The sequence below is a fragment of the Bradyrhizobium sp. 199 genome, assembly GCF_023073355.1.
GTDB lineage: Bacteria > Pseudomonadota > Alphaproteobacteria > Rhizobiales > Xanthobacteraceae > Bradyrhizobium.
In genome coordinates this window covers 146,707-161,529 of the sequence record NZ_JADPJI010000005.1, presented here as the reverse complement: position 1 = coordinate 161,529, position 14,823 = coordinate 146,707, and the positions used below count along the sequence as shown (strand labels likewise).

Below are 14,823 nucleotides of genomic sequence, written 5' to 3'. Positions count from 1 at the left end.
GCCCGGTCAGCGACGGTTCGATGGTTACGATCAAGCTGGAAAATGGCCAGCCCAGTGCGAGATCATAACCCAGCATGGTGGCTGGCCAATGACGGTCTTTGTCACACCGCCCCACACGATCTCGTTCAGGCGCGAATGATGATAGGCGCCCATCACGATCACATCCATGCCGTGGGAATTCGCCCAGCTTCCCAACACCTTGCCGATCGAGCTGCCACTGCCTTTGGCCGTTTCGAACGAGGCGTGGACGCCGTGTTCCCTCAGATGATCGACCAGAGCGGTTCCGGATTGCACAATCGCTTCGGTCTTGTCATCCGCTACGGTCACCACGCGGACCGACGCGGCCGCCTGAAGAACCGGCAGCGCATCAGCGACCGCTCGCGCCGCACGTGCGGAGTGGTCCCAGGCGATCATGACGTTCTCGAATTCAGGCCGAAGTTCGGCAGCGAGATGTTCCGGACAGAGCAGAATCGGCCGGCCGGATTGGAATAGGAAAGTTTCGACAATGCTCTCCGTTCGGCTGTCGTGCGGCTTCACGGGAAACAACGTGAGATCGCTGAAACGGGCGTGCTCGGCCAGGATCGCCGCGATCTGGTCCGCCGGCACCTTGCCCGTTCGGCTCCGGGCGCGAACGTTGGCGCGGGACGCCGCATCGGTGAGTGCGTTGAGGAGCTGCTGCATGTCGCTCGCCTCACGCGAGCTGCTGGTCTCCGTGGAATCGCGATCGTGGGGCAGCATCACTTTCGGCCGCTCGGAAACGTCTTGTTCGAGCGCCAGCGCAGTGATCCTGGCCCCGAGGGCGGCGGCGAGGGCTACACATTTCTCGATCGCAACCAGGGCCGGCCCGCGCGGCTGGCCGACAAGCGGCAGAAAGACATCCTTGATGGGCATCGGGGATTCTCCTTGGACGCCACAATAGGCGGGCTTTCGTCGAGACCTTTGATCCTCGTCAAGCCAGGGGAACTCGGGCAGCTGCAGGCGTTGATCGACGTCAAGGACTGGCGGCGATCCGCTCCTAAGGGTTACCGTGATCGTCGGGCTTACCGCTCCGACGCATCTGGATGTGCCAGGAATGACAGACGATTCTGCGACTCAGGACCGGATCTTTGCGGCGCTGACCAATTCCGCCGAACATCCGGACGTCAAGCGGATCGACACGCACGCGGCTTCGGTCTTTCTCGAGGGCAGGCGTGCGCTGAAAATTAAGCGCCCCGTGCAGTTTCCGTTCCTTGATTATTCGACGCTCGAGAAGCGCAAGGCAGCGTGCGAGGAGGAGATCCGGATCAACCGGCCGCTGGCGCCGCAGATTTACCATCGCGTCGTCGCGATCACCGAGGAGCCCGACGGATCGTTCAAGGTCGACGGCCAGGGCCGTCCAGTCGAATATGCGGTCGACATGTCGCGGTTCGACGAAAACCGGACGCTGGATCATCTGGCAAAGACCGGCCCGCTGGATACGAAGCTCGCTTCGGCTGCCGCCGACACGATCGTGGCTTCGCACCGCGCGGCGACCTGCGCTGACGGCAAAGCATGGGTCGCCTCCATTCCCGCCCTGATCGACGGCAACAGTCACGGTCTGCGAGCCGGCGGCCATTGCGACGCGGCAGATATCGAAAAGCTCGGCAGAGCCTCGCACGAGGCATTCCTGCGTGTTCGTCCCCTGCTCGCAGAGCGCGGCGGTCATGGCTTCGTGCGCCGCTGCCATGGCGATCTGCATCTTGCCAACATCGTTCTGATCGAGGATCGGCCCGTGCTGTTCGACGCCATCGAATTCGATGCGCAGATGGCAACCGTCGACGTGCTCTATGATCTCGCATTCACGCTGATGGACCTGCTGCACCACAATCAGCCACGCGCGGCCAACATCGTCCTGAACCGCTATCTTGCCGCTTCGCCGGCCGACAATCTCGACGCGCTTTCGGCGCTGCCGCTGTTCATGTCCATCCGGGCGTCGATCCGCGCCCAGGTGGCGCTGGCTCAGCTGAAACCCCACTCCAATGATCCCGGCATTCTCGACCAGGCGCAGTGCTATTTTGACCTTGCCAGGACGCTGATCCATCCTCCTGCTCCGCGCCTGATCGCGGTCGGTGGATTTTCAGGCAGCGGCAAAACGGTTTTGGCGCAAGCGCTCGCGCCCGTCGTCGCACCGCCGCCGGGAGCCGTCGTGCTGCGTAGCGACCTCATTCGCAAACGGATGTTCGGGGTCGAGGACACCCACCGCCTGCCGCCGTCCGCCTACACACCGGAGCACGCAACCCGCATCTACGACACGCTGGCTCAGCACGCCGGGCGGGTACTGGCGCAAGGCCATTCGGCGATCATCGACGGCGTGTTCGCGCGCGAGGACGAACGGGACGCGATCGCCGCACTGGCCCGCGAGCGCAACGTGCCGCTGAACGGCCTTTTCCTCGTTGCCGACCTCGCGACCCGGCAGATGCGGATCGGAAGCCGCCGGGGAGACGCATCCGACGCCACGGAGGAGGTTGCCGCGCTGCAGGAGCAATATAATATCGGCCATGTCGATTGGACCACCATCGATGCATCCGGGACACAAGAGCAAACGCTCCAGAGCTGCCGGGACGCGATCGCCGAGGGGCAAATAAGGCAATCCGATTGACGCGGGCAAGGATGTCGCGACCTGCCACAAGCTCGACGGCGGCTAAGCCGGCGACGCGGCGCAATACCCTGCCCGCCTGCCTCAGCGCCGGCATGGCCTGCGACACCGCGTTCCGGATCATCGCGCGCCGTCACCTCGATGCCGTCCTCACCCAGCATGACGGCACCTGCCGCGGCGAGCCCGACGCGCTGCACCAGATCCGGATCGCATTGACGCATCTGCGCACCGCCATCCGCTTCTTCTCGCCGATGGTCGACGACGCTCTGCGCCCAAATGTCTGGGCCGAACTGAAATGGCTCAACGGCCAGCTCGGTATGGTGCGGGACCTCGACGTGGCGATCGAGCGGGTCGTCGCCGAGAGCAGCGACGAGCTCGCCGTCATTGCCGAGCTCCAGCACTGGGACGAGAAACGCGCCGAAAGCCACCGCCTGCTGGCGCGCACACTGCAATCCGCGCGGTATCGCCGCCTTGTCGAGCAGACCTCGACCTGGATCGAGGGAGGCCCCTGGTCGACCCGGCGCAGCAAGGAAACCATTCGATTGCGCCGCTGCACGCTCGCCGATCACGCGAGCGAACGGCTGGCCGAGTGGGAGACCAAGCTGCTGAAGAAAGCGCGCAAACTCCGCAAGCTCGACGTCGAGAAACGCCACAAGCTGCGGCTTGTCAACAAGCGGATGACCTATTCGATCGAGTCACTCCAGGACCTGTTCGCCGAGGAATCACTGACGAAGCAGAAGTCTGTCCTCAAGAAATTGCGCAAGGCGCAACGCTCGCTCGGACAATTGAACGACGATGCACGGGGACAAGTTCTGGCAGCGTCGTTGAACGGCGCCAGCCTCGATGCCAGCAATCGCTTCCTCAACCGCAAGCGGGAGAAGAAGCTATTGCGGACGGCCTCAATGGCCTACCGCAGACTCGACAAGGCCAAGCCCTTCCGCTCCGCCAACCTCGCGCCGATTTCCGAGCCGGAAGCTTAAAGCGCAATGAGATCGGCGTCATCGCGCTTTAGGCTATTTGAGCATGATCTTTTCGTCTGAGTCGGGCTGGTTCAGCGCGGAATGACGGCCGTGGCTTCGATCTCGACGCGCGCCGCCTTTTCCACGAGGCGCACCACCTGCACCAGCGCCATCGCCGGATAGTGCGCGCCGAAGATGGCACGGTAAATCTTACCGAGCTCCTTCAGGTTGGACAGGTACTCGTCCATGTCGACGACGTACCAGGTCAATCGCACAAGATGCTCTGGCCCTGCGCCGGCCTCAGTCAGGATCTCGGCGATGTTGCTCAAGGTCTGGTGCACCTGCGCTACGAAGCCTTCCGCGAGACGCTCTTCGGCATCCCAGCCGATCACCCCGCCGGTGACGACGATGCGGCCCTCGGCGGCCATGCCATTGGCATAGCCCTTCGGCATCGGCCATCCCGACGGTTGGAGCACTTGCACCCGCGGACGGGTGTGATCCTCGGATGCGGTCGGCAGCACCGCAAGCTGCGGGCCTTTCGGCGTCGTCACAGACAATTCTCCATCTTTCTCATTCCGCCGCGACGCCCGAGGACGTGACGGCGGCCTGCGCCAGCTGCCGTAGGGCAAAGCGTTTCAATTTTCCGGTCTCGGTCTTCGGGAGTTGTGTCACGAACTCGATGGCGCGCGGATATTTATACGGCGCGATCTCGCGTTTGACATGCTCCTGCAACTCGGCAACGAGCTGCACGTCAGGCGTCACACCAGGCGCTGCGATGACATAGGCCTTCACGATCATGCCCCGCGCCTCGTCGGGCGCGCCGACCACACCGCACTCGGCGACCGCCGGATGCGTGAGCAGCGCCGCCTCGACGTCCGTGCCCGCGATATTGTAGCCGGCCGAGACGATCATGTCGTCGGAGCGCGACTGGTACCAGAAATAGCCGTCGCTATCCATCAGATAGGTGTCGCCGGTGATGTTCCAGCCGTTCTGGACGTATTTGCGCTGCCGCTCGTCGGCGAGATAGCGGCAACCGGTAGGCCCGCGCACCGCGAGTCTCCCCATCGTGCCCGGCGGGACGTCATGGCCCTCATCGTCGACGATCTTGGCCTCATAGCCCGGAACGGGCTTGCCCGTTGCGCCGGGGCGAATTTCGTCTTCCGTTGCGCTGATGAAGATGTGCAGCAGCTCGGTCGAGCCGATGCCGTCCATCAGTTTGATACCGGTGGCCTTGAGCCAGGCATCGAAGGTCGGCTTGGGCAGGGTCTCGCCGGCAGAGACGCATTTGCGAAGCGAGGAGATGTCGCGGCCCGGCAGCTTGCCTATCATCGCCCGGTATGCGGTCGGCGCCGTGAAGCAAACCGTGGTCTTGTATTGCTCGATCGCCGCGAGCATGTCGTCCGGCGTCGTCTTCTCCAGCACGACGAAGGAGGCGCCGATATGCATCGGGAACAGCACGCCGCCAAAGCCGAACGTGAACGCGAGCGGCGCCGAACCGATGAAGCGATCCTTCTGCTCCGCTCGCAAGATATTGCGCGCGTAGCCATCGCAGACCGCGAGCATGTCGCGATGGAAATGCATGGTGCCCTTGGGATCGCCCGTCGTGCCCGACGTGAAAGCGATCAGGCAGATGTCGTCGGAGGCGGTATCAACGGCCCTGAACTCCGAGCTCGCGTCCGCGATCAGCGCTTCAAGCGAAGCGGCGGTGCCATTGCCCCAATAGACCACCTGCTTGAGACCGGGCGCTGCGGCTTTCGCCTTCTCCATTTCCTCGGAGAGTTTGCCGTCGCACAGCGCGAGCGCAATCTCCGCCTTCTGAATCGGATAGGACAGCTCCTTGGCGCGCAGCAGCGGCATCGTCGCCACCACGATGCCGCCGGCCTTGATCACCGCGAGATAGGTCGCGACCATCATGGGATTATTGGCGGAGCGCAGCAGCACACGTCCGCCGGGGACGAGACCAAGCTTGCCGACGAGCACGTTGGCGATGCGGTTCACGAGGGCTTGCAGCTCGCGATAGGTGTAGCTGACTGCGGGGCTGATGACGCAGGGCGCATCGCAATGCCCCTGGTCGACCCAGCGATCGAGGAAATAGCTGACGCAGTTCAACCGGGGCGGATAGTGCAGCTCCGGCCGTGTGAAGATGAATTCAGGCCAGAGCTCGCGCGGCGGCAGATGCTGCTGCGCGAACGTATCGACATGGGCCGTCGCGGCGTTGCCGTCATGCGAGCCCGTCACTTGAACTTTGGCGGCGTTGGCCATCGCACGCTCCTTTCAGCATGGATTGCACCCGGCAGCACGATCTGGAAAACATTTTATGCTTAAAGCAATTCGGCGCAATAGGGGATTTAGGCATCCCGTGCTTTTTCCTGCGGCAAAAGGGATCGGGCGGCCTGCCGCCCGCGCTTACGACCGGCGGCGCGCGGCCGATTTCTGCGCCGACGCCTTGGTCTTGGCGAGGAGCCGCATCAATTCGCGCACATCCTTCGGCGAGAGGTCGGCGAAGAGATCGGCGATCCAGGTCTCGTGCTCCGCAGCCATCTTGCGGAACTCGGCTCGGCCGAGCTTCGTGAGGCGGATCACCTGGACACGGCGATCGGTCTCCGAGGTACGACGATCGAGATGGCCGGATTCCACAAGGCGCTCGACTAGACCGGTGACGTTGCCGTTCGACACCATCATGCGCTTGGAGACATCGGACAGCGTCATGCCATCGGGCGCCTTGTCGAGCTGCGCCATCAGATCGAAGCGGGGCAGCGTGACGTCGAACCGCTGCCGCAGCCGACCGCGAACCTCGCCCTCGATCAGGGTCGTACAGGTCAGCAGGCGCAACCACAGCCGAAGCTCTTCGGCGTGGTCTTCCGGCGTTTCGACGGCCTTGGTCTCGGAATCGAGCATCTCGGTGCAGTCACTCTCGGCGGGCATTGGCGCCGGCACGGGCCCAACATTTTGAGCTTCAAATAAATTGAAGTCGGCCGCAAGTCCAAAGCTGCAACAATCGACCGCACCTGATTTTCTTTAGGCTTCAAACAATTGGCGCGCCGCTTGCATGCGCACTATCCGCTCTGCTGGGACGCCTTGAGCTTGCTTGCCGCGGCAGCCATCATCGGCATAAGCTTGGATTAGAGTACGCGGCCTGCAACGCTCGCCGATAGTCACGAGGGAGAGATCATGAAGCTGCAAATGACCTGGGCCACAGCCACCGTGCTGCTTGGCACCGCGATGACCCCTGCTCTTGCCGAAGAGAAGATCAAGCTGGGCGTGATCGTGACCTTGTCGGGGCCCGCAGCCGCGCTCGGCCAGCAGGTTCGCGACGGCTTTGCACTTGGGGTAATGGATCTCGGCAGCAAGATGGGCGGCCGTGACGTCGAGGTCGTCGTGGTGGACGATGAGCTCAAGCCGGATGCGGCCGTGACCAAGGTCAAGGGCCTGCTGGAGCGCGACAAGGTCGACTTCGTGATCGGCCCGATCTTCTCCAACATCCTGCAGGCGATCCACCGGCCCGTGACGGAATCGAAAACCTTCCTGATCAGCCCCAATGCCGGTCCGTCGACGTTCGCCGGCAAGGACTGCAATCCCTTCTTCTATGTGACCTCTTATCAGAACGATCAGGTTCACGAGATCCTCGGCAAGGTGGCGCAGGATCGCGGATACAAGCGCATGTATCTGATGGTGCCGAATTATCAGGCCGGCAAGGATTCGGTGGCGGGCTTCAAGCTCGACTACAAGGGCGAGATCGTCGAGGAATCCTACATGCCGCTGAACACGCTGGACTTCCAGCCGGAGTTGTCCAAGATCTCCTCGCAGAAGCCTGATGCCCTCTTCACATTCATGCCGGGCGGCCTCGGCGTCAATCTGGTCAAGCAATACCGGCAGGCCGGGCTCGCCGACAGCATTCCGGTGCTATCGGCCTTCACAGTGGATGAATCGACCCTGCCGGCGCAACAGGACGCGGCCGTCGGCATGTTTGGTGGCGCCAACTGGGCACCCAATCTCGACAATCCCCAGAACAAGAAGTTCGTCGCCTCGTATGAGGCTGCCTATAACGTCGTGCCGGGCACCTACGCCTTCCAGGCCTATGACACAGCGATGCTGATCGACAGTGCGGTCAAGGCCGTGAAGGGCGACCTCTCGAACAAGGACGCCGTCCGGGCCGCACTGAAGAAGGCCGACTTCACCTCGCTGCGCGGCGCCTTCAAGTTCAACACCAACGGCTATCCAATCCAGGATTTCTACCTGACCAAGGTCGCCAAGCGTTCGGATGGCAAGTTCCAGACCGAGATCGTCCAGAAGGTCTTCGAGAATTACGGCGACCGCTATGCCAAGGACTGCAAGGCGGCGAACTAAAGCCGCGACGGGTTACGGGAGGACTTCAGTGAGCAGCGAAATCACCGGCATCACACGGGCCAATGAGGGCATCCAGGGCATTTCCTGGAACATCCTAGGCCAGACCTATGTGCCGAAGAGCAAGACCGAGCACAGTTTCTCCTGGCACGCGACATTGCCGCCGGGCACGTTCGTGCCGCCGCACATTCATCCCGACCAGGATGAGTATCTTTACATGCTGGAGGGCAAGCTCGACTTCATGCTCGGCAATTCGGAGTCGCAGGCAACCGCCGGCGATCTGATCCGCCTCGGCATGGGCGTGCCGCACGGCATCTTCAACAAGTCGGAGCAGACCGCAAAGGTGCTGTTCTGGGTCTCGCCAACCCGCAAGCTGTTCGACCTGTTTTGGGGCCTTCACAACATGAAGGAACAGAAGCCGGAGGACGTGGTGGCCATGGCAGCCGAGTTCAACATCCACTTTCTGCCGCCGCCTCCCGGCGGTTAGCCTCAGGCGCGGACCGCCGCCAGCCCCGGCACGGCGGCAAAGCCGGCCTTGGTGGCATAGCCGCGAACGATCGCTTCACGCTGGGAATAGCTCAGCACGTTGTCGACATTGTCGAAACCGTCAGGCGCGAGCTGCTCGACGGCGTCGATGACGCCCTCGGGACCACCGCGCCGGTTGGAGCGGACGATATCGGCCGTCATGGGCAGGCGCTTCTTCTCGTACTCGAGCAGCGCCTGGCGCGGATGCTCCGCGCGCACCAGCGCATCGGCAAGGCAGCGCGCATCGAGGATCGCCTGCGACGCGCCGTTGGAGCCGACCGGATACATGGGATGCGCGGCATCGCCGAGCAGCGTGACGCGTCCGGATGACCAGTACGGCAGGGGATCGCGGTCGCAGGTCGGATATTCGTAGAATTCAGGCGTCGCCGAGATCAGGCTTTTCACGTCGACATAGGGAACGGAGAAGCGCGCGACGTGCGGCATTAGTTCCTCGCGGCGGCCCGGGCGCGACCAGTCTTCTTTCCGCGGCGGCGGCGCATTGCCCTCGCCGACCTTCACCAGCACCGCCCAATTGGTCAGGCGGCTCGCCGGGCTCAATCCTTCCGCGATCGGGTAGATCACGACCTTCGCATTGAGGCCGCCGGCCACGATCATCGATTTACCGGTGAGAAACAGCGGCCAGTCGCGCGCACCGCGCCACAGCATCAGGCCGTTCCAGCACGGCGGCCCCTCGTTCGGAAATAGCGTCTCGCGAACGCGGGAATGGATGCCGTCGGCGCCGATCAGGATATCGGCGCGCGCTGTGTGGACGTGGGCGCCCGCACGATCAAAGAAATAGGCGGTGACGCCGCCCTCGTCCTGCGTAAAGGCCCCAAGCCGGCAGCCGGTGTGGATCGCGTCCGCCCCGAGCCGCTCCTCGACCGCGCGATGAATCACACCCTGGAGGCGGCCGCGATGGATCGAGAATTGCGGCACGTCGTGGCCCGCGTCGATGCCGCGGGCTTCGCGCCAGACCTCCTGGCCGTGGCGGTTGAGGTAATAGAGCTGATCGGTACGGATCGCGACGTCGTCGAGCTTCTGGAGCAGGCCAAGTCCGGCCAGCTCGCGCATGGCATGCGGCAGTGTATTGATGCCGACGCCGAGCTCGCGAATGGTGTCAGCCTGCTCGAAGATCTCACAATCCAGGCCGCGCGAGCGCAGCATCAATGCCGTGGTGAGACCACCGATACCGCCACCGATGATGATCGCCTTCATCGCCCAAACTCCACTCGAAACACAGGCAATGGGTTAACGTCGCACGGGCAGTCACTCCGCCGCAAGCGGCTTTGTCGCCTCCGCCTTGAGCTCGGCCCGGGTCTTGGGCTTAGCCTTAATGCGCAGCTCCTCGAGATCCTGCCGGTCGCGGACGCTGTTGCGGAAGATTTGCTCTTTTCCGGGCAGATATTGCGGCGGGCAGAACGCCGCATCTGCCCCGTACCAAGCTGCCGCCCGCATGGTGAAGAACGGATCGACCAAATGCGGCCGGCCGAGTGCGACGAGATCCGCCCGGCCGGCGGCCAGGATGGTATTGGCCTGGTCCGCCGTCGTGATATTGCCGACGCACATCGTGGCCACCCGCGCTTCGTTGCGGACCTGATCCGAGAACGGGGTCTGGAACATGCGGCCATAGATCGGCTGCGCATCGCGGACGGTCTGCCCCGTCGAGACGTCGACGAGATCGACGCCGGCTTCGGCGAAGGCCCGTGCGATTGCCACCGCATCGTCGCCGGTGATGCCGCCATCAGCCCAATCGGTGGCGGAAATGCGCACCGACATCGGCTTGTGCGAGGGCCACACTGTGCGCAGCGCCTCGAAGATCTCGAGCGGGAACCGCAGACGGTTTTCGAGGGAACCGCCATACTCGTCCGTGCGGGTGTTCGTTAACGGTGAGATGAAGCTCGCGAGCAGATAGCCGTGGGCGCAGTGCAGTTCGAGCATGTCGAAGCCGCAGCGCTCCCCGCGCTCGGCGGCCGCGACAAAAGCGTGTCTCACTGCATTCATGCCGGCACGATCGAGTTCGCGCGGCACCTGGCTGTCGGGGAAATAGGGCAACGGCGATGCCGAAACCACGTCCCAGCCGCCCTGCTCCAGCGGCCGGTCCATCCCGTCCCACATCAGCTTGGTCGCGCCCTTGCGGCCGGCGTGGCCCAGTTGGAGGCAGATCTTTGCAGCTGAATTCCCGCGGACGAAATCCACGATGCGCCGCCAGGCGGCTTCCTGCTCGTCGTTCCACAGGCCGGCGCAGCCCGGCGTGATGCGGGCATCGCGGCTGACGCAGGTCATCTCGGTGAAGATCAGTCCGGCGCCACCGATCGCGCGCGACCCGTAATGCACCAGATGGAAATCGGTCGGCACGCCCTCCTCGGCCGAATACATGCACATCGGCGACACCACGGTGCGGTTGGCGATCTCCATCTCGCGCAGCCGGAACGGCTGAAACAGCGGCACAACCGGCTTCTCGACATCGACGTCGAAACCACCCTTGCGAACCTGCCTGGCAAACGACTTATCGACTTCAGCTACGAAGTCAGGGGCGCGGAGTTTCAGATTGTCATAGGTGATCGCCTTGGAGCGCGTCATCACGCCGAAGGCGAACTGCACGGGATCGAAATCCCAGAAGCGGTCGACATGCTCGAACCAGACCAGAGAGACGTCGGCGGCATGCTGCGTCTTCTCGACCTCCTCGCGGCGGCCATGCTCATAGAGATCGAGCGCCGCCTTGGTGCTCGGGGCGTTCCGCATGGCTTCGGCCAACGCAATCGCATCTTCCATCGCAAGCTTGGTGCCGGAGCCGATTGAAAAATGCGCGCTTGCCTTGGCATCGCCAAGCAGCACCACGTTGTCCTTGACCCAGCGCTTGCTGCGGACCATCGGGAAATTGCGCCACATCGAACGGTTGGTAAGCAGCTTGTGCCCTTCGAGGAACCAGCCAAAAATCTCCGCCATCCGCGCGGCGGACTGCGTCTCGTCCAGCCCCGTCAAGCCGGCCCGCTCGAACGTCTCAGGATCGGTCTCGAAGATCCAGGTCGAGTGCCCGACTTCATATTGATAGGCATGGGCGATGAACGGCCCCCACTCCGTCTCCTGGAAGATGAAGGTGAAGGCGTCGAGCGGCCTGGTCGAGCCCATCCAGGCGAACTTGTTGGAGCGAACGTCGACCTCCGGCTGGAAATGATCGACATATTTCTCGCGGAAGCGGCTGTTGATGCCGTCGGCGATCAGGATGAGATCGGCATCGGCGAAGCGGGATTCGTCCTCGACGTCCACCTCGAAGTGCAGCACGACGCCAAGCTCGCGGGCTCGCTCCTGAAGGATCAGAAGCAATTTGCGCCGCGAGCAGCCGCAGAAACCGTTACCGCCGACCCGGTGAACGGTGCCGCGAAAATGCACGGCGATGTCGTCCCAGTACGCGAACTCCTGGGTGATGCGGCGGTAACTCGGCAGATCGTGCTTTTCGAAATTGTCCAGCGTGGCGTCGGAGAACACCACACCGAAGCCGAAAGTGTCGTCGGCCCGATTGCGCTCATACACCGTGATTTCGGCGCCCGGGCGCTGCTTCTTGAGCAGGATCGCAGCGTAAAGACCCGCAGGTCCGCCACCGATGATCGCGACTTTCATGGGAGCCTCGCCAATTCACCCGGCCATGAAACTATTTTAAGCCTAAAATAATTCCGCGCAAGTCCCCGTTACTGGCTGGCGCCGGGCAAAAGCGCGCCCGCTCAATCGCCCCTGAAGACCGGCTTGACCTTGTTGGCGAAGGCCTCGAAGGCGCGCGTGAAATCGGCCGTCGTCATGCACAGGGCCTGGGCAACGGCTTCCGCCTCGATCGCCTCCTCCACCGACATTGCCCATTCCATCGCCAGCATCCGCTTGGTCATGGTGTTGGCGAAGGTCGGCCCTTCCGCGATCTGCTTGGCCAGCGATTGCGCCTGGGTCAGCACTTGCTCCGCCGTCACGATGCGGCTGAAGAAGCCCCAGCGCTCGCCCTCCTCCGCGGTCATGAACCGGCCGGTGTAGAGCAGCTCTGAAGCGCGGGACTGTCCGATGATCCGCGGCAGGATTGCGCAGGCGCCCATGTCGCAGCCGGCAAGGCCCACCTTGTTGAACAGGAACGCGACCTTGGCCCCGCTCGCGGCGAGGCGCATGTCCGAGGCCATGGCGACGATCGCACCGGCCCCGGCACAGATGCCCTCGACCGCGGCTATGATCGGCTGCGGGCAGGCGCGCATCGCCTTGACGAGGTCGCCGGTCATCCGCGTGAAGGCCGTCAGCCCCTTGGTGTCCATCTTCACCAGCGGGCCGATGATCTCGAACACATCGCCACCCGACGAGAAATTGCCACCGGCGCCCGTGACGACGATGGATTTGACCTCGTCGTCGAACGCACAAGCGCGGAACAAGTCGGTCAGTTCCCGGTAGCTTTCAAACGTCAGCGGATTCTTTCGTTCGGGCCGGTTGAGCGTGACCGTCGCAACGCCATCGACCACCGCCAGCAGGAAGTGCTGCGGCGAATAGCCAGCGAGCGGAATGGTGACGGGATTTGCTGGTCTGCTCATGCGTTCTCCTTGGCTCCTTGTTCCGCGCCTGCGCCAAACACGCTAGACCTCGCCCCCGGCCACGGCAATCGCCTGCCCGGTGATTGCGCCGGCGCCCTCGCCGCACAACCAAAGAACCGCGTCTGCCACCTCCTGAGGCGTGATCAGGCGTCCTTGCGGATTGTGCTTGGCGAGCTCTGCGATCGCCTGCTCACGGCTACGCCCCGTCTTGATCATGATGTTCTCGATGCTGCCGGCGACGAGATCGGTGTCCGTGAAGCCGGGACACACCGCGTTCACGGTGACATTGCTGCCAGCCATTTCGACGGCAAGGGAACGCACCAGACCGATCACCGCGTGCTTGGCCGCGCTGTACGCGCTGACATAGGCATAGCCCTTCAGTCCCGCCGTCGACGCGACCGCGACAATACGGCCATAAGAACGGCCTTTCATGTCCGGCAGCACGGCATGGACGGCGTGGACCACGCCCATGAAATTGACGTCCATCATGCGCACAAAAAGAGCGGTGTCGGACTTCGCGAATGGCGCTGATTCTGCGCTGCCAGCGTTGGCAATGAGGATATCGATCGGCTGCCGCGCGCTCGCCTCGGCGATGGCTGATTTCAACGACGCCTCGTCCGACACGTCGGCGCCGGCCGCATAATGCCCGGCGCCGGCGTCCACCGCCTCTGCAAGAGTCGCCGCATTCCGGCCAAGCACGGTGACGGTGGCGCCGGCACTGACGAGAGATGCCGCGATCGCGCGGCCGATGCCGCGACCTCCACCTGTCACCAGCGCGTGCGGCGAGTGCGGCAATCCGGACATGCGCTGGCTCCCTGAAGTGCTGATCGTTCTTCCGATATATTTTAACCTTCAAATTTTTGCAACGAAACTGGTGGTCGCCGTCGCGAACATCACTGCATAAGCGGCCGGCCCGAAAATTGCTTTAAGTATAAAATTATCACTTTCCATCCCCCACAGGCCTGTTAGCATCGAAAGGCCAAGCAAAAGGATGTCGCGTGTCGCAGCCTGCGCCAATGATAACAAAGGACGGACGCTTCGCCTATGAAGCCGTGGGCGATCCGAACGCGACGCCTCTGATCTTCCTGCATGGCATCGGCGGCGCAGCGCGAGCCTGGCGGCGCCAGCTTGCCACATTCGGGAGCCGCTTCCGCGCAATCGCGTGGGATATGCCGGGCTATGGCGGATCGGCGCCGCTCGCCAGCGTCAGCATCGCTGCCCTGGCGCAGGCGCTCCAGCAATTCATCGAGCAACTCGGTGCAACCAGACCCATTCTCGTCGGTCACTCGATCGGCGGCATGATCGTCCAGAAATGGCTGGTGCAATCGCCGAAATTAGCGCGCGCGGTCGTGCTGGCGCAGACCAGCCCGGCCTTCGGAAAGGCCGACGGAAACTGGCAGAAAGCGTTCATCGCGGCGCGGCTCGGGCCGCTCGATCGTGGGGAGACGATGAAGTCGCTGGCACCCTCGCTGGTGAAAGAGCTCGTCGGCGACGATCCCGATCCAGACGGGATGGAGGTCGCATGCGAGTGCATGGGAAGCGTGCCCGAGGCAAGCTATCGCGCCATGATGCTTGCCCTCATCGGCTTCGATCAGCGCAGCACGCTTGGGGATATTTCAATTCCCACGCTGCTGCTGTCCGGTTCCAAGGACAACAACGCGCCGGCGCCGATGATGGCAAAGACGGCAACGTACATTCCCTTGGCGGAGTATATCGAGCTCGCCGGCGTCGGCCATCTTGCCAACCTCGAGCGTCCCGACGCCTTCGACGAAGCGCTCGGCGGGTTCCTGAACTCTCTCGCGACCAAAGCGTAAGGTGACTGCGC

At 63.3% G+C, this 14,823-nt stretch carries 13 protein-coding genes; 5 read left to right on the top strand and 8 right to left on the bottom strand.

What is annotated here, in order from left to right:
* Positions 1-30 precede the first annotated feature (30 nt).
* Positions 31-891 carry a universal stress protein gene (locus IVB28_RS09140; protein WP_346730723.1) on the bottom strand — a complete coding sequence of 287 codons (861 nt, stop codon included), beginning with the start codon at positions 889-891 and terminating at the stop codon, positions 31-33.
* A gap of 181 nt (positions 892-1,072) precedes the next feature.
* On the opposite strand from IVB28_RS09140, the gene IVB28_RS09135 reads away from it, so the two are divergent.
* Positions 1,073-2,617, top strand: a complete 1,545-nt coding sequence (locus IVB28_RS09135; protein ID WP_247525741.1) for a bifunctional aminoglycoside phosphotransferase/ATP-binding protein — start codon at positions 1,073-1,075, stop codon at positions 2,615-2,617.
* An 11-nt stretch (positions 2,618-2,628) separates the two neighbouring features.
* Positions 2,629-3,594, top strand: a complete 966-nt coding sequence (locus IVB28_RS09130; RefSeq protein ID WP_247525740.1) for a CHAD domain-containing protein — start codon at positions 2,629-2,631, stop codon at positions 3,592-3,594.
* Between the two features lie 71 nt (positions 3,595-3,665).
* On the opposite strand, the gene IVB28_RS09125 is transcribed toward IVB28_RS09130, so the two are convergent.
* The 3 genes from IVB28_RS09125 to IVB28_RS09115 form a co-directional block, all read right to left on the bottom strand.
* Positions 3,666-4,130 (bottom strand): RidA family protein, encoded by a 465-nt coding sequence (locus IVB28_RS09125; RefSeq protein WP_247525739.1) that lies wholly within the window; start codon positions 4,128-4,130, stop codon positions 3,666-3,668.
* A gap of 13 nt (positions 4,131-4,143) precedes the next feature.
* Positions 4,144-5,835: a benzoate-CoA ligase family protein gene (locus IVB28_RS09120; protein ID WP_247525738.1), complete on the bottom strand. Its 1,692-nt coding sequence runs from the start codon at positions 5,833-5,835 to the stop codon at positions 4,144-4,146.
* 144 nt (positions 5,836-5,979) lie between these two features.
* Positions 5,980-6,498 (bottom strand): MarR family transcriptional regulator, encoded by a 519-nt coding sequence (locus IVB28_RS09115; protein WP_247525737.1) that lies wholly within the window; start codon positions 6,496-6,498, stop codon positions 5,980-5,982.
* A 246-nt stretch (positions 6,499-6,744) separates the two neighbouring features.
* Between IVB28_RS09115 and IVB28_RS09110 the strand changes: the two genes are divergently transcribed.
* Both IVB28_RS09110 and IVB28_RS09105 read left to right on the top strand, forming a co-directional pair.
* Positions 6,745-7,920 (top strand): ABC transporter substrate-binding protein, encoded by a 1,176-nt coding sequence (locus IVB28_RS09110; protein WP_247525736.1) that lies wholly within the window; start codon positions 6,745-6,747, stop codon positions 7,918-7,920.
* Positions 7,921-7,948: 28 nt separating this feature from the next.
* Positions 7,949-8,404: a cupin domain-containing protein gene (locus IVB28_RS09105; RefSeq protein WP_091959420.1), complete on the top strand. Its 456-nt coding sequence runs from the start codon at positions 7,949-7,951 to the stop codon at positions 8,402-8,404.
* Between the two features lie 2 nt (positions 8,405-8,406).
* On the opposite strand, the gene IVB28_RS09100 is transcribed toward IVB28_RS09105, so the two are convergent.
* The 4 genes from IVB28_RS09100 to IVB28_RS09085 all read right to left on the bottom strand — a co-directional run bounded on the left by IVB28_RS09100 (position 8,407) and on the right by IVB28_RS09085 (position 13,802).
* A complete protein-coding gene (locus IVB28_RS09100) occupies positions 8,407-9,657 on the bottom strand; it encodes a flavin-dependent oxidoreductase (protein WP_247525735.1) in 1,251 nt (416 codons plus the stop codon).
* A 51-nt stretch (positions 9,658-9,708) separates the two neighbouring features.
* Complete coding sequence (locus IVB28_RS09095) at positions 9,709-12,060, bottom strand: bifunctional salicylyl-CoA 5-hydroxylase/oxidoreductase (protein WP_247525734.1); 2,352 nt, start codon at positions 12,058-12,060, stop codon at positions 9,709-9,711.
* A gap of 101 nt (positions 12,061-12,161) precedes the next feature.
* Positions 12,162-12,998: an enoyl-CoA hydratase family protein gene (locus IVB28_RS09090; RefSeq protein ID WP_247525733.1), complete on the bottom strand. Its 837-nt coding sequence runs from the start codon at positions 12,996-12,998 to the stop codon at positions 12,162-12,164.
* Between the two features lie 42 nt (positions 12,999-13,040).
* The gene (locus IVB28_RS09085; RefSeq protein WP_247525732.1) at positions 13,041-13,802 is read right to left on the bottom strand and encodes an SDR family oxidoreductase; all 762 of its coding nucleotides are present in this window, start codon (positions 13,800-13,802) and stop codon (positions 13,041-13,043) included.
* Positions 13,803-14,014: 212 nt separating this feature from the next.
* Here IVB28_RS09085 and IVB28_RS09080 point away from each other — a divergent pair, with 212 nt between their 5' ends.
* Positions 14,015-14,812, top strand: coding sequence for an alpha/beta hydrolase (locus IVB28_RS09080; RefSeq protein WP_247525731.1), 798 nt, complete (start codon positions 14,015-14,017; stop codon positions 14,810-14,812).
* Positions 14,813-14,823: the final 11 nt, after the last annotated feature.

Excerpts from the sequence above, each read along its gene's own strand:
- IVB28_RS09140 (WP_346730723.1), bottom strand. The coding sequence starts at position 891 with ATGCCCATCAAGGATGTCTTTCTGCCGCTTGTCGGCCAGCCGCGCGGG.
- IVB28_RS09135 (WP_247525741.1), top strand. The coding sequence starts at position 1,073 with ATGACAGACGATTCTGCGACTCAGGACCGGATCTTTGCGGCGCTGACC.
- IVB28_RS09130 (WP_247525740.1), top strand. The coding sequence starts at position 2,629 with ATGTCGCGACCTGCCACAAGCTCGACGGCGGCTAAGCCGGCGACGCGG.
- IVB28_RS09120 (WP_247525738.1), bottom strand. The coding sequence starts at position 5,835 with ATGGCCAACGCCGCCAAAGTTCAAGTGACGGGCTCGCATGACGGCAAC.
- IVB28_RS09115 (WP_247525737.1), bottom strand. The coding sequence starts at position 6,498 with ATGCCCGCCGAGAGTGACTGCACCGAGATGCTCGATTCCGAGACCAAG.
- IVB28_RS09110 (WP_247525736.1), top strand. The coding sequence starts at position 6,745 with ATGAAGCTGCAAATGACCTGGGCCACAGCCACCGTGCTGCTTGGCACC.
- IVB28_RS09100 (WP_247525735.1), bottom strand. The coding sequence starts at position 9,657 with ATGAAGGCGATCATCATCGGTGGCGGTATCGGTGGTCTCACCACGGCA.
- IVB28_RS09095 (WP_247525734.1), bottom strand. The coding sequence starts at position 12,060 with ATGAAAGTCGCGATCATCGGTGGCGGACCTGCGGGTCTTTACGCTGCG.
- IVB28_RS09090 (WP_247525733.1), bottom strand. The coding sequence starts at position 12,998 with ATGAGCAGACCAGCAAATCCCGTCACCATTCCGCTCGCTGGCTATTCG.
- IVB28_RS09085 (WP_247525732.1), bottom strand. The coding sequence starts at position 13,802 with ATGTCCGGATTGCCGCACTCGCCGCACGCGCTGGTGACAGGTGGAGGT.
- IVB28_RS09080 (WP_247525731.1), top strand. The coding sequence starts at position 14,015 with ATGATAACAAAGGACGGACGCTTCGCCTATGAAGCCGTGGGCGATCCG.